Here is a 20,755-nt window from a genome sequence, read left to right on the forward strand (position 1 = left end):
AAGCCTTTCCATTATTGAAAAAGGAAAGGCTTGGCAATTATTGTTTTACTTGATCTTTCAACGAGCGTCTGAGAATCTTGCCTGTTGTGTTTTTCGGGAGTTCATTTAGAAATTCGATTGTTTTTGGAATTTTATATTTGGCTAAACGTGCTGCACAAAATTCTTTTAGTTTGTCGACGTTTCTGTCCGCGCCATCTTTCATGACGACATAGGCTTGGACTTCTTCACCGAAATCCGTGTCCGGCACACCGATGACGGCAGCTTCGACGATGTCGCGGTGTTCGAATAAAACCTCTTCGACTTCCCGTGGATACACATTGTATCCGCCGACGATGATCATATCTTTTTTTCGGTCAACGATGTAGAAATAGCCGTTTTCGTCTTGGCGAGCGAGATCCCCTGTATATAGCCAGCCGTCGCGGATTGCGGAAGCTGTTTCCTCGGGCATTTTGTAGTAGCCTTTCATGACGTTAGGACCTTGGACAACGAGCTCTCCAACTTCACCGACAGGCACTTCATCTCCGAATTCATCCACAACTTTGTTTGTCACATTGACGATGTTCGTGCCGATAGAGCCTGGTACGCGATCGCGATCTCTCGGATTGAAGCAAGTGACGGGCGATGCTTCGGAAAGGCCGTAACCTTCAGAAATCTTCACTTGGAACTTTTCCTCAAAGTTATGCAGCAATGCGACCGGCAATGAGGAACCGCCTGAGATTGCCAGACGGATCGTATCGAAATCCTCCGTCTTGCCTTGCGGGTACTGATAAAGGAAATTGTACATTGTCGGCACACCTGCAAATACAGTTGCCTCGTGCGCTTTGATTGTTTCAAACACGTCCTCTGGGCTAAACCGCGGTACGAGCAGGATTGTTGCCCCTTTTAATAAAGGCGCATTGACGACGACTGTCAGTGCAAACACATGGAAGACCGGCAATGTTGCAACGACACGATCCGTTTCAGAGAATCCAAGATAGTCCGCGACGTCGCGAGCGTTTGAATACAAGTTCTTATGCGTCAGCATTGCGCCTTTCGGATGGCCTGTCGTACCCGATGTGTAAAGGATGATAGCGGTTTCATTTTCATCTACAGTAATCGGAGCGCGATTCGGTAGTTCTCTCGAGAAGAAATGCGTGAACAAGTCGACTTTTTCTTTCACCGCATCCGGCAGCGCTGCGACGTTTTGGGCAACGTACGGATCTGTTTCACAGATGATGTAACGCTCGATCGCCGGGAATGAGCCTGCAGCTTTCTCTACAAGCGGCAAAAGCTGATCCAGTGCAATGACCACTTTCGCATCGCTATTATGTAAAATGTACGAGATTTCGGTCGGCGAATAAATTGGGTTGATTGGAATGGCAGTCGCCCCGATACGCATCGTTGCGTAAAGCGAAATGAGGAAATGCGGCGTGTTTCCTAATAAAAACGCTACATGATCTCCTTTTTCGACTCCCAACCTTTCAAGGCCCAATGCAAACGTGGACACTTGCTGGTCAAGCTCAGCGTATGTTGTGTCTTTGCCCATGAAATGATAAGCAATCTTTTCAGGATTCAGCTTTGATGTTTCGTAAACCTGTGTTACCAAATTCATACTAACATCCCCTTTTTAGAAAATGAATGATCATTCATAAATCCATCTATTATTATATAAGAAAAATTTAAAGTTCACAATACTTTTAGGTAATTTAGTAGAATTCTATTGTGAATAAATCGAAAACACTATAATTAAATACTTAAAGCAGGTAATAAATAATAAAAAACGGCTAACCTCGTTGTTATGAGGTTGCCGTAAATGAAATGTAATACCGGATTTCCGTTCCAGGCGGACGCTTTCCGGGGGGCGGGCGGTGAGCCTCCTCGGTCGCTTCGCTTCACTGCGGGGTCTCACCTGTCCCGCTAATCCCCCAGGAAAAGCCGTCACGAAGTACGGCTTTTGCGAACAAAAGCGAAGCGTTGAGAGCATATCTTTGCACTTCGCCGCCTTCCACTCCAATCCTAGATATCATCAGTAAAACAGTACTTCCCCCTTCACCCCGGTGTCCGGATATGCGCCAAGTAGCGCCAGCGGATGAGGTAGAAGTAGATGACTTGTATAATTGTGAAGCCGATGAGCACCGCCGCAAGTTCACGGACAATCGAGATTTCCGCAAGGGCATCCCAAATAACTTGTAACGATAAGAACGCAAAGGAACTGTGAACGAGTGCCACTCCCCATGGAACAAAAAATTGAGGAATGAGCTGGCGGTTGACGATTTTTTTGAATTCCTTGTCGGTAATTCCCATTCGTCGAAGCACGTCGAATTGCTTCCGGTCGCTGTCGAGTGATGTATAAAGGCGGAAATAGATGAAACTCCCCGCCGCCAGCAGGAATACCCCCGCGAGCAATAAACCGATGAACAGCAACAACGTAAACGTCGTGCGGATGACGGAATAGTTCCGTCCCGGATTGTCGAATGTGTAATGAAGATCATCATAAGTTCCTGTCAAAAGTGATTCTGTCATCGAATGCTCAATCGTCAATCCGATATTCTTCGTCTGCTGCCAGTCCGGAATGTCAAAAGCATGATAGACAGACGAAGGATATTGAACGAAAGAGGCGACTTTATCAAAGTCGATGTCGTTTAAAATGATCGTATTTGTCCCGATGGCGTGTGCAGGAAATAATTGATACGGGTATGCTCCATTGATTCGCACCGGAACGCCGCTTTCCCCTAGCACCGTCTCTACGATTTGCTTGTTCAGTTGCTCAAATGTTGAGATGGTTGGCGGCAGGAATAGCGCTTCCCCCTCTTTTAATTCAAATGCCTGGTTTCCGAAAGACCGTGACAGCCTGTTCACGTTGGATAGTTTGATGATCGATACCGTGTTATCTGTAAAGGATGATTGCTGCTTAAGAATCGGAAACCGGACATATGTGTAATCAATGTCATTCTTCCTTAATTCATACCCAAGCCGGTTAATATGAGCGGATTCCAGTTCATTCCCCGGAAAGCTTTCGTACACAAGGCCGAGCGGGTTCACTTCCCGATATTGAGAGGCGAATGAAGTGAGTGAAGCAAGAATGCCAACCGACATGAATGCAATCGTCGAAACGATCGTCACGATGAAAAACATTCTGGCATTTTCTTTCAAACGGATGACGCCTTCTGAAATCGCCAACAGGCGGAAATGGCGCCAGTAAAATTCCTTCCTCACTTTAAACAGATGGAGAAGGAGTGGCAAAGAATCCGTGAAAAAGAAATACGTGCCAAGTGTTGCCAACATCGGTAAAAGGAAAATAAGTCCGATGATGATGTTATTCGATATGAAAGCAGCCATGCTGTATGATACTGCGAGTAGAATGAGGCCAAAAATACCGCGGAGCTTTGAAAACCCATGCGATTCCTTGCCGCCGGTCTCCCCCCGGATCAGTTCATCGAGCTTTCCGGTCTGAATGAAAACCGGCGCTACTAATGAAATGATGATGAACAGACTTAAAAACGCGCCGACCGTCAAAGCGAACGGCTCCCATGATAAATACAACGGCAATGCGGGGAGCATGACGATTCGTTTCACGACCATGAAGAAGAACTTCGAAAACATATAGCCTAAAAATGTCCCAACACCGATTGAAGCCGCTCCGATAATGATTGTTTCGGTGAAAATCAAGCGGTGCAATTGCCGCTTCTCCATCCCTAAATGAAGGAGGATGCCAAACTCTTTTGTCCGTGCTTGCAAAAATGCCCGCATCGAGTAAAACAGGAAGAACATTGTAAATATGTACAGAACAATTTCAGCGATCCCCATGCCAAGCACCGCCATATCCTGCGTAGCGCTTCCCTCAATCGAAGGGTGAAAAAGCAACATGGAATAAAGGAAAAATACCATGACGGAAAATACGCTCGCCATGAAAAAGGCAGCGTAAATCCGCCGATTCCGCACGACATTCCGATAGGCGAACTGGCGAAACATCATCCGGCATCCCTCCCTGTTCGGTTATAACATCCGCAGATCATGGACATTCCCTCCAAGAAGACTGAGCACATTCAAAATCCGTTGGAAAAACGTCTGGCGTCTTTCGTCTTTATAGATTTCATTGAAAAACTCGCCATCTTTAATGAACAGGACACGGTCGCAATAGCTTGCTGCAATCGGATCATGCGTTACCATGATAATTGTCGTACGTTCGGTTTCATTAATATGGCTGAGCAATTCCAGAACTTCTTTCGCTGATTTCGAATCAAGATTACCTGTCGGTTCATCCGCTAAAATGAGCTTCGGCTTATGGACTAACGCCCTGCCGACAGCTGTCCGCTGTGCTTGGCCGCCCGACAACTCGTCCGGTCTGCGATTCAGGATTTCCTTTAAACTAAGCTGCTCCGCCAACCGGGAAACTCGCTTTTGCATTTCCATGATCGGTAGTCCGTCCAACGTGAGCGGCAAGACGATATTTTCTTCCACCGTAAGCATTTGCAGAAGATTGATGTCCTGGAAGACAAAGCCGAAATTATGCCTTCTGAATAGTGCCAGTTCATTCGCATTTAACGCTTCGGGCTCCATTCCGTCAACAATCACTTGGCCGTAAGTCGGCATGTCGATCGTCGAAATGACATTCAATAACGTTGTCTTGCCGCTGCCGGAAGGTCCCATGATGGCAATGAATTCCCCTGCCTCCGCCTCAAAATCAAGTCGATTGAGTGCGCGGTGCATCACTTTTCCTTCATAGATCTTCGTCACTTGCTTCAGTTCTACGATTTTCTTCTCCATCCGCCTCACCCATCTCCCCATTTGTAAACAGAATCTTTACAGACGTCCCTTTTCCCACTTCCGATTCAATCGTCAACGGATGCCCAAGCTTCCCGGAAATTTCGTCAGCAATATAAAGGCCCATTCCTGTCGATTCGCCGGTTAGCCTTCCGTTCTCGCCAGTGAAAAAAGCCTTCGTCACCCGCTTCAGGTCAGATGCCGGGATGCCAATCCCTTCATCGCGAATCGTCAGCTCATACCCTTTTTCGGTATGTTCCACAGAAAGGTACAGCCGCTTTCCATTCTCAAACGTATACTTTACTGCATTTGTAATGAACTGCCCAATGACAACTTTCATCCATTTAGCATCCGTCGCGACAATAAGCTGCTCATCGATCGAAATGACTGGAAATACACCATTTGTAATAAACAGCCGCTTATGATCCGTCACAATCTGTTGAATAAGACTTTTCAAGCCGACTCGTTCAATTTGCATATCTTCCTCGAACGTCTCAAGCCGCGCATTGACAAGTACCGCGTCAAGTCCGCGCTGAATTTTATCGACTTCCTCCTGGATGCTCCGCTTATCGAGTTCGCCGTCTTCTTGAAGAAGCAAGCCGATAACCGAAATCGGCGTCTTCATCTGATGCACCCATTGGTTCATGAAATTGAGCTGCCGATGCTGAGAAGCGTATAGGGACTGCACTTCATTTTGATACAAACCGTATAACCCGCGCATGAACTCCGCCGATTGCCGATGCTCAGGCGTCTGTACCCGCCTAATTAGCGCATCCTCCATTCTTTTCGGCTTCCTTAAAATCGCATTGTAATACGTACGCTGCATAATGAATTTTGCGCCTAAAAATCCCGCCAAAAGCAACATGCTCATGATGATCGAGTAAATTGCGGTATTCAACCCGCTAAATCCGTCAAGCCAATACAAAATTAGGATGAACGTCACGAGAATCATTTCAAAAATGATCAATGACGAATATTCCTTCATGAATAAAATAAGTTTCCTCATGATTCCTCCGGCGCTGTCAGAAAACGGTACCCTGACCCACGAACTGTCTCGATGACCGATTGCACGCCATAGTCCACCAATTTTTTTCGCACCCGTGTCATATTTACATTCAAAGTATTCTCATCGACAAACGACTGATCATCCCATAATTCCTCGAGAAGCGTTTCGCGCGACACAACTTTCGGCGATGCTTCCATAAGCAATTCAAGGATGACGCACTCTTTCTTTTGAAGGGGAATCGCCTCATCGCGTAAATGCAATTCCATCCGCTCAATGAACAATTCAAGCGAACCAAGCTTCACCGTCCGCTCTCCTTGGCTCGGCGCATACTCCCCGAACGCCCTTCGTAAATGGCTCCTGATCTTCGCAAGGACGATCTCGTAATGGAAAGGTTTCGTTATAAAATCATCCCCGCCATTCTCCAACGCAAACACCTGGTCCATATCTCCCGACCGCGCAGAAATGAATATGATCGGACACTTCGTCCGCTGCCGCAACTGCCGGCACCAATAATACCCGTCATACGACGGCAAATTTATATCAAGCAATATCAAATGCGGATCAAACGCAAAACACTCCGCCTCAACATTATCAAAATCCTCAACAATCGCCACATCATACTGATATTTCCGCAGCGTCTCCGCCAACAGATGTGCAATTTTCTTATCATCTTCCACAATAAATATTCGATGATTCGCCATTACTAGCCCCCCTCACTCGTCCCCTTATTATATCGTAAAAGCGGGCGATTCGCTTGACGAGAGGTGAAGAAGAGGGGAAGGAAATGGTTATCACCGTTTACGCGGAGGTTATCACCACTTAAAGTGAGTTTATCACCACTCAGACGGGGGTTATCACCACTTAAAGTGGGTTTATCACCACTCAGGGGTTTACCGCCGCCCCACGCATTAATTCCTACAAAAACTTGTCGCCAACACCATCCCCACATTCCCCGCATATACTAAACCAAAAGAAAAAACCGGTTTGCACCGGCTTTTCCATTTAGTAAATTAAATTAATGAATTCCTCTTTCGTAATTCCACCAAGTATCGTTGGAATGTCAACTGCGTCAAGCGCTTTGCTGATCGACTCGCGGTCATATTGCACATTCTTCAGTTTATCTTCAACGACCGCCACATCACCAACGCCAAAAAAGTCGCCGTAAATGTGTACGTCTTGAATATTCCCTTTCTCGACTTGCAGGCGCACGTCGATGCCGCCAACAGGGAAGCGGTGGGAGTGCTGCATATTGAATTTTGGCGATTTGCCGTAGTTCCAATTCCAGTTACCGTAGCGTTCAGCAGATAGCGCACGGATGTTTTCCCAATCTTCATCGGTCAACTCTTTGTATTGAATCTTTTCTTCACCGCCGAATATCGATTTCAAAATTTCCATACGGAATTGTTCAATCGTCATCGGCTCTTCGATAAATTCCGAAATATTTGCTACACGGCTTCTGATCGACTTGATGCCTTTCGATTCGATCTTGTCCTTTTTCACTTTCAATGCGGAAACGACACGCTCAATTTCCGTATCAAACATAAGTGTGCCGTGGCTGAACAGACGTCCTTGCGTAGCGAATTGCGCATTTCCGGAAACTTTGCGCCCTTCGACTAGAATATCATTCCGTCCAAGCAATTCCGCTTTCACGCCCATTTCCCCGAGCGCCTTAATGACCGGCTCCGTGAACTTCTTGAAGTTTCGGAATGAATCACCGTCGTCTTTCGTAATGAAACTATAATTGAGATTGCCCAGATCGTGATAGACTGCACCCCCACCGGAAAGCCGGCGGACAACATGAATGCCGTTCGCATCGACAAACTCCGTATTGATTTCTTCAACGGTGTTCTGGTTTTTCCCGATGATGATCGACGGTTCATTAATATAGAACAGTAAAAATGGATCTTTATCGACATCCATATTTTTTAATACATACTCCTCTATCGCGAGGTTGATCCTTGGGTCGGTGATGCCTTTATTATCAACGAAATACACATTAATCGCTCCCTATGTAATTGACTTCACTTATATTTTATCTGAAAACAACGAATAAGTCTTGACATTTGATCGACTGTTATAATACACTATCACTATCAAATTGAGTTATAGAACAAGAGGAGTTTAAAATAGTTTGATAAGGTAATAGAAGACAAAGATACGGTAATGAATACCGTCATTTTTTTACCCACACTGTTATATTACAATTACCTAGTTTCCAGTTAGTATTAGTACAAAGAATAGGAGGAGCTATCCATGATCGAGAATGTCATCGAGTTTTTCAAGAACCTGCCTGCTAAATCCTGTACCACTTGTGGAAAAGATATCGAGGAACAGCACGAATGTTATAGTAATCAATGCGACGAATGCAATATTGTCTAATTTTTTTACAGGCCCTGTTATATTACAAATACCCATTTTGTCAATAGTATTATTACAGTCAGATTGGAGGGGACGTCAATGATGGAGAATGTTATCGAGTTTTTCCAGAACCTACCTGCTAAAGTCTGTATTACTTGTGGAAAAGAAATCGAGGAACAGCATGAATGCTACAGCAATAAATGCGATGAGTGTAATATTATTTAAATCGATAAAAAACAGCTGAGAAAAAATGTCTCAGCTGTTTCTCATTCATCCAATAAATCCGGTTCATTTGTATGAATCCCATTGACACCCATCGCCTTCAATCGCAACGCGGCCTCCGCGTCATTCACCGTATACGCATATACAGCAAGCCCCTCACCATGCATTGTATTTACAAAGGGCGGTGTCAACGCTTCATAACTCACGCCGATTCCGGACGCATAGGATAAAAGATCCTTCAATTTCTTCTTCGAAAGTTCCGCTTCTTCCCCATCATCGAAAGAAATCAGTTGAAGCAAAGGAATTGACGGGTCAATCTTATGCACTTTTTTCAGCGCCTCTTCATCGAATGAATGGACGACCGCTTTCGGATAACCTTTGCTGTCCGTGCCGATCAATCCGTATTCACTCATGACGTCGACCAACTTCTCTTCAATTCCGAAATATTGCTCCGTATCTTTCAGTTCGATGACAAAGCGGATATCGCCTTTCATCTCCTCAATCACTTCAACCAATGTCGGGATTTCATAGGCTTCTTCGTTGCGGCCGCTGACAGCTACCTTTTCGTCTTTGTCCTCATCGGCGGTCAGCTCTTTCAGTTCAGCTAATGTATGATCCTTAATTTTACCGATCGATTCTGTCGTCCGGTCGACTTCATCATCATGCATGACAACCAGCTCCCCGTCCTTTGTCAAATGAACGTCGAGTTCGATATAATCCGCATCAAGCTCTTCCGCAAGCTCGAACGAAGGCAGCGTGTTTTCCGGCTCATACGCTGAAGCGCCCCGGTGTGCGATGACTAAAAATCCATCTTCGGGCATTGGGTTATCCCACTTGGTCCCAACTGAGCAAGCCGCCAATAGGATTGCTGTTATACATACAGTTAGCAGTCGTTTCATTCAAAAATCACTTCCAATTCAAAAAGTCCGCGCTAGGCGGACTTTCATTTAATTCGTAAACAGTTCTCCAAGCACTTCTTCCACGGCCGCTTTCCCCTGATTAATGCAGTCGGGCAATCCGACACCGTCATAAGAGGCGCCTGCCAATTTGACGTTCGGGAACTCCTTCTGCAATTCAGCGCGGGCTGCGTCGACACGTTGACGATGGCCGACCCTGTATTGAGGCCGATCGTTCTTGAATCTCGTGATAACCGTGAAGTCCGGCTTGTCATTGATCGTCAGGATTTTCCCGAGGTCTTGGAGGACGATCCTTTCGATTTCATCATCCGGCAAATCGACGATCGCTTCTTCACCGATTCGTCCAACGAACGCGCGGAGCAGAATTTTTCCTTCCGGCGTTGTCGTCGGCCATTTCCGATGAACCCACGTACATGCCGTTATCGAGTAGTCGCTGCTTCTCGAAACGAGGAAGCCTGTCCCTTCCTTGTCCTGAATAACGGCGTCACGCGGAAATGCGAGAGCGACAGTCGCAACGGATGTTGTCTGGATTTCCTTCAGCCCTTCAAGCAACCCATGCGAGGCGAATAATTGGCTTGCCGCCATATGCCCCGTAGCGACGATAACTGCGTCAGCGATGACCGTTTCTCCATTATTCAACTCAAGAACGGTTTGGTTTCCACGCTTTGTAATGGTATCGATCCGGATTCCTTTTTTCACAGTATCCGGCTCCAACTGTTGTTCCGCAGCTTCCACTATCGATTCAAGTCCGTTCCGGAATGAATGAAAGGCGCCTTGTTTCGAAGCACCATGCCCGTCTTTTTGCGGCACTTGCTTCGGGGTCGTTTTTTTCATTCCAAGAATGAGGCTGCGATGCTTCTTTTCCACTTGATAAAATTGTGGGTAAGTCGATTGCAAGCTCATATGATCGATATCTCCTGCGTAGACGCCAGAAAGAAGCGGTTCTATTAGGTTTTCGACGATTTCTCCACCAAATCGACGCCGGAAAAAATGGCCGAGTGACTGATCTTCGTCTATTCCTGAGCGCGGTAAGACGATGTCTCCCGCTGCCCGCAACTTTCCTGCCAATGAAAACAGATCCGATTTCAAGAAGGGACCCATCTTTGTCGGGATGCCCATAACAGAGCCTGCCGGAATCGGTTGAAGTCGACCGTTGACAAGGATATGTGCCTGACCTGTCGCATTGCGGACAAGCTCTCCGTCAATGCCAAGATCCTTCGCGAATATTTCCATGCTCTTCTTCCGGATCAGAAAGCTATCAGGACCCCGTTCAATGACGAACCCGTCGCGACGGACCGTCTGGATTTTACCGCCTAATCGGTTCGTCGCCTCGATGAGTATCACTTCAACGGGCAAGTTTTGTTCACGTGCCGTCTTTTGCATATAAAACGCCGCGGATAGTCCAGTGATTCCTCCACCGACAATGACGACTTTCTTCTTTTGATCATTCATGTCCATCTTCACTTCCCACCTGCCTCAGGCTTTCAACTGTTCTAGAACTGCGTCGGTCATAGCGCTGATGAAAAGTGGATCTGTATTCGGCATTGCCGGACGGTAATAGGAAGCACCGATTTCATCACAGACGACTTTACACTCATAGTCGTTATCGTAAAGAACTTCCAAATGATCGGAAACGAAGCCGACCGGCGTATAGACGAACGCCTCGTATCCTTTTGTTTCATGCAAATCACGTGTCAAATCCTGAACGTCTGGCCCTAACCAAGGTTCGCCCGTCTGCCCTTCACTTTGCCAACCGACTGCATAGTTTTTCACTTCTGCCGCTTCCGCGATCAATTTTGCCGTTTCTTCCAATTGATCGGGATACGGATCTCCGAATTGCTTGATCTTTTCAGGCAAGGAGTGGGCAGATACGACAAGGCACGCCTTCTCCCGCTCCGCTTCACTCATGCTGTCAAATGAACCACGGATTTTCTCCGACCAATATTGGATGAACTTCGGCTGTTTGTACCAGCTTTCAACAGACGTTAGCGTAATGCCGTGCTTTTCAGCTTCTTCCTTCGCCCGATCATTGTATGACTTCACGGAGAATGAAGAATAATGCGGTGCCAATACGATGGAAACAGCTTCTTTAATGCCGTCCGCTTCCATTTTTTCGACAGCTTCTTCAACGAATGGCGTGATATGCTTCAGGCCGACATATACGTGGAATTCGATGTCTTCCTGTGTTTCATTCAAATGATCGCAAAGAGCATTCGCTTGGTTTTCCGTAATTTTTGCAAGCGGAGAAATGCCGCCAATCGCTTTGTATCGCTCCTGGAGGTTTTCCAGTTGTTCCGGTGCTGGTGGACGACCATGCCGGATATGCGTGTAATACGGTTCAATGTCCTCTTCTTTGTATGGAGTTCCGTACGCCATGACTAAAAGTCCCATTTTCTTCTTTGTCATCAGTTGCACCTCATTTTAATATGGTTAGTTACGTAGTTGTGAACTGTACTCATGTACAAATTCGGTCAATTTCTTCAATGTTGCCGGCTGTACTTCAGGGAAGACGCCATGGCCCAAGTTGAAAATATGGCTGCCGTGTTCAACGCCTTGCTCGACGATCACTTTCGCCCGCTCTTCGATGATATTCCAATCAGCGAGGAGCAATGAAGGATCTAAATTTCCTTGCAATGTTTTCGTCAAGCCTCTTTCCCCTGCTTCTTTGATCGATAAACGCCAATCAAGTCCGACGACGTCCACTGGAAGGTCATGCCATTCGTTTGCCAAATGGCTTGCCCCCACTCCAAACGTGATCAAGGGCACGTTCAATTCGCGAAGCTCATTGAAAATACGGGTCATGACTGGTTTGATGAAAATCCTGTAATCCGAAACATTCAAAGCGCCGACCCATGAATCAAATACTTGGATTGCCGCTGCGCCCGCCTTCACTTGCGCAGTGATCGACGTAATAATTGTATCACCGAGCTTATCCATGAGCGCAAACCACGCCTCAGGTTCTGAAACCATGAAGGACTTTGTCAAATTATAACTTTTTGATGGACCGCCTTCGATCATATAGCTTGCCAATGTGAATGGTGCGCCTGCGAAACCGATCAACGGCACAGTCAATTGCTCTTTCAATATTTTAATTGTATCAAGAACGTAAGGGATATGATCGTCAGGAGAGAGTTCTCCAAGATTATGGACGTCTTGCACGGTACGGATCGGATTGGAAATGACCGGCCCCACACCCGCTTTGATTTTCACATCGACGCCAATGCCTGGCAATGGTGTCACGATGTCTTTATACAAAATAGCCGCATCGACATTGTAGTTATCGACGGGAAGCTTTGTCACGTAAGCGCAAAGCTCCGGCTGATGGGTAATTTCTTCGAGCGAGTATTTTTCTTTAATTTTACGGTATTCAGGTTGCGAACGTCCCGCTTGTCGCATGAACCAAACCGGCGTATGGTCAATCTTTTCGCCTCTGGCAGCACGCAGCAGTGTATCGTTAAATGTTGTCATGTATGGATCCCCACTTTCTTTTTCATTAAGATCGAGCTTCTATATTCGCTTTCAAATATAGACGTTTCCTATTGGAATGTATAGTAATTGCCTTGATATGTCATCAAATTGTACCGCTTTCACCAATTTGTTTGCCATCATTTCGACAATGTTTGTTTTAATCGACCTAATGAGGGAAAATATGATTAATATCTATTTCAAAGGAGGTTTCGGGAATGTATATGTATATGACGACCGGAACAAGAGATTTCATGGAAAAACTGAAAGAACGCTATTCGGATAAAAGGATGATCCTCATGCATGGAGGCGGCCAGTCACTTCTGGTGCATGAAACGGAGGCGAAGTCTGTTTTCCAGACGCCACGGCGATATGAGGTTATCAGTTCAACAGGTGAATTGAAAGAGGAAGGCTATTTTGTCTGCAACAATATCCCTGTCACCGATGAGGGCCGTCCGGTTTTTGAACACCGCTTTTCATCCGGGAACAGTAAAATGGGCGCCCAATCGGGGTTCATTGCTTTTCGATTGCTTCGCCCACTCGATTCTGACACGTATGTCGTCCTGACTGAATGGGAAGCGGCGTCCGATTTCGATCGTTGGAAAAACTCACCGGCATTTAAGGAATCCCATCAATCAAGCGACACGAAGGAGTTCGCCGATAATACAACACATATTTTTGCCAGCGCTTCCTACGTGACAACGTATGTTGCAAAGATTGAGGAGACTGAACTTTAATCCTACCTTTATTGCGACCCCCGAAACGTATTGTTATAATTAAGAATGAATAGAAAATAAACGTTTTGAGAGGGGTTATCGAAATGAATGAGCGACTGTTCGAAAAGTTGGATCTTGCTTATGAAGACATGATCGTCATCCGCAGACATTTGCATATGCACCCGGAATTATCATTTCATGAAGTGAAAACCGCAAAATTCATCCATGATTTTTACGCTGATCTTGGTGTTAGCGTACAGACAGGTGTTGGGGGCAACGGTGTTGTAGCCCGCGTGAAGGGAGCTCGGCCTGGGAAAACGGTCGCGTTGCGTGCCGATTTCGATGCACTGCCGATCCAAGACGAAAAAGACGTCCCTTATAAATCGACGGTACCTGGCGTCATGCACGCTTGCGGACATGACGGACATACCGCTGCATTGTTGCAATTGGCGAAAGCGATTCATGAAATGCGCGAAGAGCTTGCTGGCGAATATGTTTTCATCCATCAACATGCAGAAGAATTTGCTCCAGGCGGGGCTATTTCAATGATTGAGGACGGTTGCCTTGACGGTGTAGATGTGATTTTCGGCACCCATCTCTGGTCGCTCATCCCCCATAAAACAATCGAATATTTAACAGGACCAGTCATGGCGGCTGCAGATCGCTTTGAAATTACGGTCCAAGGCGCAGGAGGTCATGGAGCAGCCCCACATCAAACAAAGGACGCCGTCGTCATCGGCGCACAACTTGTCATGAATCTTCAACAGCTTGTGTCGCGTCGAGTCGACCCTATTGAATCTTCTGTACTTTCAGTCGGGTCTTTCATCGCCGATAATGCATTCAACGTCATTGCGGACTCTGCAAAGCTCAGTGGCACCGTGCGTACATTCAGTCCGGAAATCCGCGATTTAATGGAAAATGAAATGAAGCGCGTTGTTGACGGCACCGCCCTTGCCAATGACTGTGAAATCCAGTTCAACTACTTCCGCGGCTATCCGGCGGTCGTGAACCACAAGGAAGAAACGGAATTTCTAAAGGAAGTCGCTGAGCATATCCCCGGGGTTGACGCCGTTGTGGAAAGCAAACCACAAATGGGTGGCGAAGACTTTGCATACTACTTGGAAAAAGTCCCTGGCACCTTCTTCTTCACCGGAGCCAAGCCAGCGGAACCGTATCCACATCATCACCCAAAATTCGATTTCGAAGAACACGCCATGCTACTCGCCGCCAAAACACTAGGCGCCGCAGCACTGAACTATCAAACTCGTTGAATTTTTATAAAGGCAGTTGGAATAACCATTCCAACTGTCTTTTATTTTGGTTTTAATATCCAGTTACACAGTAAATTCCTCACTACTATACAAATAGTTCAAATTATCCATCTAATGCTTTGCTTTTATTTTTATTTATCCTATACTAGTAAATAAGAGGGGATAGATTACATTAACAAAGGGAGGATTCCGATATTAATAGTCCAGTTACAAACTACATTATTACAGACAAGACCCTTGTGTTGGCACCTCAGAATGTTGGCAATAAAACCTTTACAAAAGTCATTGAGCGGGAAGGAACTTTAGTGGTTTCAAGAAAACCGTTACATATCATTACCCGCGCCTGTAAACACTATGGTTCCGACTTCGAAACCACTTTAAACACTTCCAAATTACTGTTCGGGGATAACAGACGGAAGTCGCCGATTTTATTAGCAAATTCTTATGGCATCCCATACATCTTCATTCCGACCTTATCACCACTGTCAAATCAAAATGTATGGATCGCCTACCATTCAATCGACTTTTTCAAGAAAGATGGGCTAGGCACTACGATTTTCCTAGATAATGGCCAAAGCTTCAAAACAGAAGTTTCAGTGCCTACCATCTATCGCCAATATTCATTGGCAAGGTTGATTGAAAAGGATTTCCTAAAGAAGCGGCAACTTTTAAATCGTTCCTTTTTCTCTCAGCCGGTTAACGATGGGCCGTACGGTTTCCCGAACTTGTAAAATAGAGGTCCAGTAATTCTTCCGTTCGGTTTCTTAGGCGGACATTCAAATATCGACGGTGGTCTTCATAACCGCCGCTAATAAAAATGTATTCTGTGAACATACTATCCCTCTCTTTCTGAAGTACTTTCATGTTGTTGCGTCTTAAGTAAAATTTTGTTTCTTGTAGCTCGGTTTGGACTTGTTGCACCGTCGTGTCGATCATTTTTAAGTAGGGGCCTTTCAACTTGAACGGCCCTTTTTCGAGCAGTTCCCGATCACGCTGCAACACGATAAGGAGCATTGGCAAGTAGATCATATTTTCAAAATGAGGCAATGCCTTTGCAGGGATTAAAGGCATCAGTGCTTCCTCCTTCCAATAGGAACATTTGTTCTTATTATACGACTCACCTTCAAAAAAAGCAATTGCATTCCTACTGGAAATTTCATCAAATAGAAAAAAGCGCAGGGTGCCTGTCGCCTCTAGCGCCCGGAGCTGGATTAAAAAAACTGCCCAGCACAATATATACTGGACAGCTTGAGTTCATTATTATTTTTGTTCTTCCATATAGTAGACCGAGTTTACTTTCCAGCTTCCGTCTTCTTTTGTAAAGACGGTGACTTGTCTGCCGTCGCGCTTTGTTTCCAAACCGGTTGATTTCTGTTTCATTGATGTTTGCAGGTTTGCAAAGACTTGTGCTTCATTTTTATTTTCATCGTATTTAACGATCGTCACATCTGTTGCTTCACGGTTCAGTTCGTACTCCTTGAAAACACTTTCGATATACTCGCGTTCCTCGTCGATCGAAAAGCTCTTTGGTTCCTTGGAAAGCACACTCATATATTCTTCGACATCCTGGCTATTGAAAGCGTGAATATACGTGTCGAAAGACTTCATCATGGAATCCTTCTCGTCGGCAGGGACGTTTGCCGCCTCTTCTATAGAATCACCCGTCATGTTGAATCCTACTTTTGTGTCGTCTTTCGTATCATCGACGCCGTGGTCGATTGAGCCAAATTGATTTGTAGATTCACCGTCTTCCACCGATCCTTGATTCGTATTAGCATCTTCTTTTTTCGAACAGGCGCCTAGAATAAGAATGAGACTCAAAGTTGAGAATACAAGAATTTTTTTCATAATTTCCTCCTATGTATGTTGAATTAGAGTATTAGAACCCGGATTTCCACTCCAGGCGGACGCTTTCCGCGGGCACGGCTTCAGCCAATCGAACCACGAAGAGTTCGATTTGCCGTATTTCTGCGCTCTTTGCAGAAATTAAGGCATCCGCCTAACAATACCTACTCGCAAAAGCCTTTCTTCGTGACGGCTTTCGCTGGAGTCGCCGCCTTCCGTTCCAATCCTTAGTGTAAGTCTGAAACATTTAGATTCATTGTATATATTAAAAGGGACCTTTAGAAGGCCCCTTTTCAAAATTTACTTAACTTCTACCCAGCCGTTTTTGATTGCTGTAACTACCGCTTGTGTACGGTCGTTTACGCCCATTTTTTGCAAAATGCTTGAGACGTGGTTTTTTACCGTTTTTTCGGAAATGAAAAGCGTTTCCCCGATTGTCCGGTTGCTTTGTCCGTCCGTTAAGAGCTGTAATACTTCACATTCACGCTTCGTCAATAAATGAAGCGGTCGGCGAATATCATTTTGTTGGAAAGAGCCTTTATGTTCACGTTCGCTGAGACGGCGGAATTCTGCTACTAGATTATGCGTCACTTTCGGATGAAGATAGGATCCACCTGCAGCAACGACCTTGATTGCTTGTACAATTGCGTCTGCGTCCATTTCTTTCAACATATATCCGAGCGCACCTGATTTTAATGCATGTGATACATATGATTCATCATCATGGATGGAAAGCATGATCACTTTCGCGTCCGGAAACTCATTTTTAAGTTTCTCGGTTGCTTCCACTCCATTCATACCTGGCATATTGATGTCCATCAAGACGACGTCCGGTTCGAAGCGACTGTATAACTCGCTCACTTCGCTGCCGTCATCTCCTTCTCCTACCACTTCGAATGAGTCTTCGAAATCGAGAATCCGCTTTACACCTTCACGGAATAGCTGATGGTCATCCACAATTAATATTTTCGTCATTTTCATTCCCTCCCAATACCCTATTCAACAATTATATTTTCCTGTAACGGAATCCGGAATAGCACTGTTGTGCCGTTGCCAATCGTCGACATGATTTTCATCTCGCCTTTCAGCAATTCGACACGCTCCCGCATCCCTATAATGCCAAATGATTTGTCTTTAGTTTGTGTTAAATCAAAGCCTTTTCCATTATCTTTTACCACAATATTCATTGTATCACGAAGCCATTCGACTTTCACCCAAACATCTCTTGAATTACCATGTTTAAGTGCATTGGAAATGCATTCTTGGACAAGTCGGAAAAGTGCCACTTCAATATTTGATTCCAATCGTTTTTCTGTACCATTATTCATGAAATGAATGGAAGAACCTTTCTCATATTCCATTACAGTAGATGAATATTTCCGCAGTGTCGGAATCAAGCCAAGGTCATCCAATGCCATCGGACGCAGATCGTAAATGATGCGTCGGACTTCCAGAAGGGCATTTCGAACCATTTCCTTTAACTGGTGAAGTTCGGATAAAGCTTCATTCGGACCTTTTTCAGTGAATGTCTTTTCAATAAGCCCCGAACGAAGCAAGACATTCGCAAGCATCTGTGCTGGTCCGTCGTGGATATCTCTAGACAGTCGTTTACGCTCTTCCTCTTGGGCCTGGATGATTTGAATCGCAAACTCCTGTTTCTGCCTTGCTGTTTCCAGCGCTTCGCCAACCTTTTTCAAATCGGATGTCAAATATGTAATGACTGTCGTTACTTGATTGACAAGGTGGTCCGCTTTATCAATCGTTTCCAAAAGAGCTGCAATCCGTCTATCCAGCTCATCCCGCCGAACACGTAATTGCTTTTCTTCCATCCGATTGATTGACAATCTTACAAGTAGATCATTCGCCGCCTCATACGCCTGTCGTACTTCTTCCTCAGAGTAATTCATAAAGTTTTTTGAAACATCCGCAAGCCGTCTCCGGGAATGGCGTGTCATATCCTCCAAGTAGTCCCCTTCTGTTATTACCCGGGAAATCTCTTCTTTAATAACGGCCACTTCGGTTTGCATCTCCTGGAAGGCTTGTCGGCTTTGCTCGCTGATAGTAAATATGTCGTTTTTAGATTGATCCATCACATTAACCATATTATCGAAAATGTTTTCCAACTTTTGGATATCTATAGTGTTTTCAGCCATTTCAACCCCTCCCATCCGGAAATCAAAAAAGCACAACAGAGGCAAAGTTGCAGTATTCCTTAATTCCTTATACACTTTATTATTATATCATCATAAAACTAATTGCGTATTAAGATTGTATTACAAGTGATAGGGGTGCTGCAAATGCGAGCGGATTACATAACGGTCAAATTGTATGGCGAAAGTGAAATCGTCATTCAGAAATCCAGATTCCTCAGCTATGTGAAACGTGTCGAAACCGAAGAGGAAGCGATCAGTTTCATACAAGATATAAAAAAGATGCATCATACGGCGACGCATAACTGTTCAGCTTACATTATCGGCGAACACGATCAGATCCAAAAGGCGAATGATGACGGGGAGCCTTCGGGTACAGCCGGTTTCCCTATGTTGGAAGTGCTAAAGAAACAAGGCTTGAAAGACACTGCAGTCGTCGTCACCCGGTATTTTGGCGGTATCAAATTAGGCGGCGGCGGTCTGATCCGCGCCTACGGCCGTGCAACAACCGAAGGCATCGCTGCAACGGGTGTCGTCGAGCGAAAGTTGCATCAGCTTATGAAAGTCTCTATCGATTACACATGGCTCGGCAAAGTGGAAAATGAAGCTAGACAATCACCTTACCCGTTGGAAGAGATCATCTATGAAGAAGACGTCAGCTTACTGCTAAATGTTCCTGTCGATAAAACAGAAGATTTCACCGACTGGATGAAAGAATTGACGAATGGCCAAGCCATAATTACTGCTGTCTCGACATCATTCCTAGAATTTGATGTGTAATAATAGTATACGGCGATGGGATTTAATAGTATAATGGTGAAAGTTGACGATTAATTGCGTATTGTGTTTGCATTTCAAGTCAATTTTTGAGCTTTTATGATAGAAGACTAAATTTGCTTAGGAAGATTCCTTAGCCGATAGTGGAGGCTTTTACATGATATGAAAAGAAGAGATTATAAAAAGATGCGAAAGAAAACGTCTAAAACACGGCTAGGCGTAAAGATCGGCCTATTATTATCGCTAACTGTGTTGCTTTCAATTGCCGCATACGGACTTTCATTGAAACAAAAAGCAGAACAGGCTGTCGACAGAGCTTATGAGGCCGTTCCATCGACGCCTAAGTCGGAAGTTCGCGCAGAAGCAAAAGTGGAACCGTCGAAAGATAATGTTTCCATCCTATTGATTGGCGTGGATGACAGTGAGGCAAGAATGCAAGGCGACAGTCATAGTCGTTCTGACGCCCTTCTCGTTGCAACGTTTAATCCTGAAGAGAAATCAGTTAAACTCTTAAGTATTCCGCGTGATTCATACGTATACATTCCCAAAGTCGGGTATAAAGACAAAATCACCCATGCGCATGCATTCGGAGGAACACATGCGGCAATCGAATCGGTCGAAGAAATGCTTGATATCCCGATCGATTACTACGTAAAAATGAACTTTAATGCATTCATCGAAGTCGTTGATGCTTTAGGCGGCATTGAGGTGGATGTCCCTTATAACAGACTTGAAAAAGATGAAAACGACAAAAATACCATTCAATTGAAAAAAGGCTTGCAAGTGCTTGACGGAAGACATTCCCTCGCATTAGCGCGTACACGTAAGCTCGATAGTGATTTAGAGCGTGGCAAACGTCAACAAATGATTTTACAGGCAATCATTAAAGAAATGGTGTCCGTCAAATCGATTGCAAAATACGGCGATGTCATCGAAGCAGTCGGCGACAATATGAAAACCGACATGACATTTAAAGAAATGACTTCCTTCTGGGAGTATGCAAAAGGCGGTATGCCGCAAATCGATGCAATCAGTTTGCAAGGCTATGATGATTGGTCAACCGGCATCTATTACTACAAATTGAAAGAAAATGATTTGGAGAATGTGAGACAGCTATTGAAGGCGCATCTAGGGCTGATTCCTGATTCCTCGGCATTAACGGATAGTAATTCAAATATTATTGGTACAACAGACGAAACTGCTGAAGGCAGCGATGGTTTGAATTAAATAGATGATTATCTACCATCCCGACTGATTTCTTATCAGCGGGATGGTTTTTTGTTTA

At 45.1% G+C, this 20,755-nt stretch carries 21 protein-coding genes; 7 read left to right on the top strand and 14 right to left on the bottom strand.

Annotated elements, in window-relative coordinates:
- Nucleotides 1-37: 37 nt before the first annotated feature.
- The 6 genes from SLU01_RS06665 to lplA form a co-directional block, all read right to left on the bottom strand.
- A complete protein-coding gene (locus SLU01_RS06665) occupies nt 38-1,591 on the bottom strand; it encodes a fatty acid--CoA ligase family protein (RefSeq protein WP_147056549.1) in 1,554 nt (517 codons plus the stop codon).
- A gap of 437 nt (nt 1,592-2,028) precedes the next feature.
- Nucleotides 2,029-3,954 (bottom strand): FtsX-like permease family protein, encoded by a 1,926-nt coding sequence (locus SLU01_RS06670; RefSeq protein ID WP_147056551.1) that lies wholly within the window; start codon nt 3,952-3,954, stop codon nt 2,029-2,031.
- Between the two features lie 21 nt (nt 3,955-3,975).
- Nucleotides 3,976-4,746: an ABC transporter ATP-binding protein gene (locus tag SLU01_RS06675; protein WP_147056635.1), complete on the bottom strand. Its 771-nt coding sequence runs from the start codon at nt 4,744-4,746 to the stop codon at nt 3,976-3,978.
- Entirely contained in the window at nt 4,700-5,749 is a 1,050-nt protein-coding gene (locus SLU01_RS06680; protein WP_147056553.1) for a sensor histidine kinase, read from the bottom strand. The genes SLU01_RS06675 and SLU01_RS06680 overlap by 47 nt, the downstream gene beginning before the upstream one ends.
- Nucleotides 5,746-6,450, bottom strand: coding sequence for a response regulator transcription factor (locus tag SLU01_RS06685; protein WP_147056555.1), 705 nt, complete (start codon nt 6,448-6,450; stop codon nt 5,746-5,748). The genes SLU01_RS06680 and SLU01_RS06685 overlap by 4 nt, the downstream gene beginning before the upstream one ends.
- Before the next feature lie 301 nt (nt 6,451-6,751).
- Nucleotides 6,752-7,744, bottom strand: coding sequence for a lipoate--protein ligase (gene lplA, locus SLU01_RS06690; protein WP_147056557.1), 993 nt, complete (start codon nt 7,742-7,744; stop codon nt 6,752-6,754).
- 258 nt (nt 7,745-8,002) lie between these two features.
- Here lplA and yhfH (SLU01_RS06695) point away from each other — a divergent pair, with 258 nt between their 5' ends.
- Nucleotides 8,003-8,128 (top strand): protein YhfH, encoded by a 126-nt coding sequence (gene yhfH / locus SLU01_RS06695; RefSeq protein ID WP_147056559.1) that lies wholly within the window; start codon nt 8,003-8,005, stop codon nt 8,126-8,128.
- An 81-nt stretch (nt 8,129-8,209) separates the two neighbouring features.
- Nucleotides 8,210-8,332: a protein YhfH gene (gene yhfH, locus SLU01_RS06700; protein ID WP_373866396.1), complete on the top strand. Its 123-nt coding sequence runs from the start codon at nt 8,210-8,212 to the stop codon at nt 8,330-8,332.
- A 41-nt stretch (nt 8,333-8,373) separates the two neighbouring features.
- Here yhfH (SLU01_RS06700) and SLU01_RS06705 read toward each other — a convergent pair whose 3' ends face one another.
- From SLU01_RS06705 to hemE, 4 genes are read right to left on the bottom strand one after another with little or no spacing between them, the layout of a single operon-like run.
- The gene (locus tag SLU01_RS06705; protein ID WP_147056563.1) at nt 8,374-9,228 is read right to left on the bottom strand and encodes a glycerophosphodiester phosphodiesterase; all 855 of its coding nucleotides are present in this window, start codon (nt 9,226-9,228) and stop codon (nt 8,374-8,376) included.
- A 48-nt stretch (nt 9,229-9,276) separates the two neighbouring features.
- Nucleotides 9,277-10,698, bottom strand: a complete 1,422-nt coding sequence (hemY, locus tag SLU01_RS06710) for a protoporphyrinogen oxidase (RefSeq protein ID WP_147056637.1) — start codon at nt 10,696-10,698, stop codon at nt 9,277-9,279.
- Between the two features lie 24 nt (nt 10,699-10,722).
- A complete protein-coding gene (hemH, locus tag SLU01_RS06715; protein WP_147056566.1) occupies nt 10,723-11,652 on the bottom strand; it encodes a ferrochelatase in 930 nt (309 codons plus the stop codon).
- Between the two features lie 24 nt (nt 11,653-11,676).
- Complete coding sequence (gene hemE, locus SLU01_RS06720) at nt 11,677-12,714, bottom strand: uroporphyrinogen decarboxylase (protein ID WP_147056568.1); 1,038 nt, start codon at nt 12,712-12,714, stop codon at nt 11,677-11,679.
- A 215-nt stretch (nt 12,715-12,929) separates the two neighbouring features.
- On the opposite strand from hemE, the gene SLU01_RS06725 reads away from it, so the two are divergent.
- The 3 genes from SLU01_RS06725 (at nt 12,930) to SLU01_RS06735 (ending at nt 15,429) form a co-directional block, all read left to right on the top strand.
- Entirely contained in the window at nt 12,930-13,448 is a 519-nt protein-coding gene (locus tag SLU01_RS06725) for an antibiotic biosynthesis monooxygenase family protein (protein ID WP_147056570.1), read from the top strand.
- Between the two features lie 83 nt (nt 13,449-13,531).
- Nucleotides 13,532-14,698, top strand: a complete 1,167-nt coding sequence (locus tag SLU01_RS06730) for a M20 metallopeptidase family protein (protein ID WP_147056572.1) — start codon at nt 13,532-13,534, stop codon at nt 14,696-14,698.
- 221 nt (nt 14,699-14,919) lie between these two features.
- On the top strand, nt 14,920-15,429 hold the full coding sequence (locus SLU01_RS06735) for a competence protein ComK (RefSeq protein WP_281288376.1): 510 nt from the start codon (nt 14,920-14,922) through the stop codon (nt 15,427-15,429).
- Here SLU01_RS06735 and SLU01_RS06740 read toward each other — a convergent pair.
- From SLU01_RS06740 to SLU01_RS06755, 4 genes are all read right to left on the bottom strand, one after another.
- Nucleotides 15,395-15,769 carry a YhjD family protein gene (locus tag SLU01_RS06740; protein WP_147056576.1) on the bottom strand — a complete coding sequence of 125 codons (375 nt, stop codon included), beginning with the start codon at nt 15,767-15,769 and terminating at the stop codon, nt 15,395-15,397. The two genes, SLU01_RS06735 and SLU01_RS06740, sit on opposite strands and share 35 nt — an antisense overlap.
- A gap of 189 nt (nt 15,770-15,958) precedes the next feature.
- Nucleotides 15,959-16,546 (bottom strand): Cif family virulence factor, encoded by a 588-nt coding sequence (locus SLU01_RS06745; RefSeq protein WP_147056578.1) that lies wholly within the window; start codon nt 16,544-16,546, stop codon nt 15,959-15,961.
- Between the two features lie 297 nt (nt 16,547-16,843).
- Nucleotides 16,844-17,518 carry a response regulator gene (locus SLU01_RS06750; RefSeq protein WP_147056580.1) on the bottom strand — a complete coding sequence of 225 codons (675 nt, stop codon included), beginning with the start codon at nt 17,516-17,518 and terminating at the stop codon, nt 16,844-16,846.
- 20 nt (nt 17,519-17,538) lie between these two features.
- Entirely contained in the window at nt 17,539-18,696 is a 1,158-nt protein-coding gene (locus SLU01_RS06755; RefSeq protein WP_147056582.1) for a sensor histidine kinase, read from the bottom strand.
- Between the two features lie 144 nt (nt 18,697-18,840).
- Here SLU01_RS06755 and SLU01_RS06760 point away from each other — a divergent pair, with 144 nt between their 5' ends.
- Together SLU01_RS06760 and SLU01_RS06765 are read left to right on the top strand one after the other, a co-directional pair.
- Nucleotides 18,841-19,473, top strand: a complete 633-nt coding sequence (locus SLU01_RS06760) for a YigZ family protein (RefSeq protein WP_147056584.1) — start codon at nt 18,841-18,843, stop codon at nt 19,471-19,473.
- A 159-nt stretch (nt 19,474-19,632) separates the two neighbouring features.
- The gene (locus tag SLU01_RS06765; protein WP_147056586.1) at nt 19,633-20,697 is read left to right on the top strand and encodes an LCP family protein; all 1,065 of its coding nucleotides are present in this window, start codon (nt 19,633-19,635) and stop codon (nt 20,695-20,697) included.
- Nucleotides 20,698-20,755: the final 58 nt, after the last annotated feature.

Source organism: Sporosarcina luteola, from assembly GCF_007991495.1.
In the GTDB taxonomy this organism is placed as follows: Bacteria; Bacillota; Bacilli; order Bacillales_A; family Planococcaceae; genus Sporosarcina; species Sporosarcina luteola.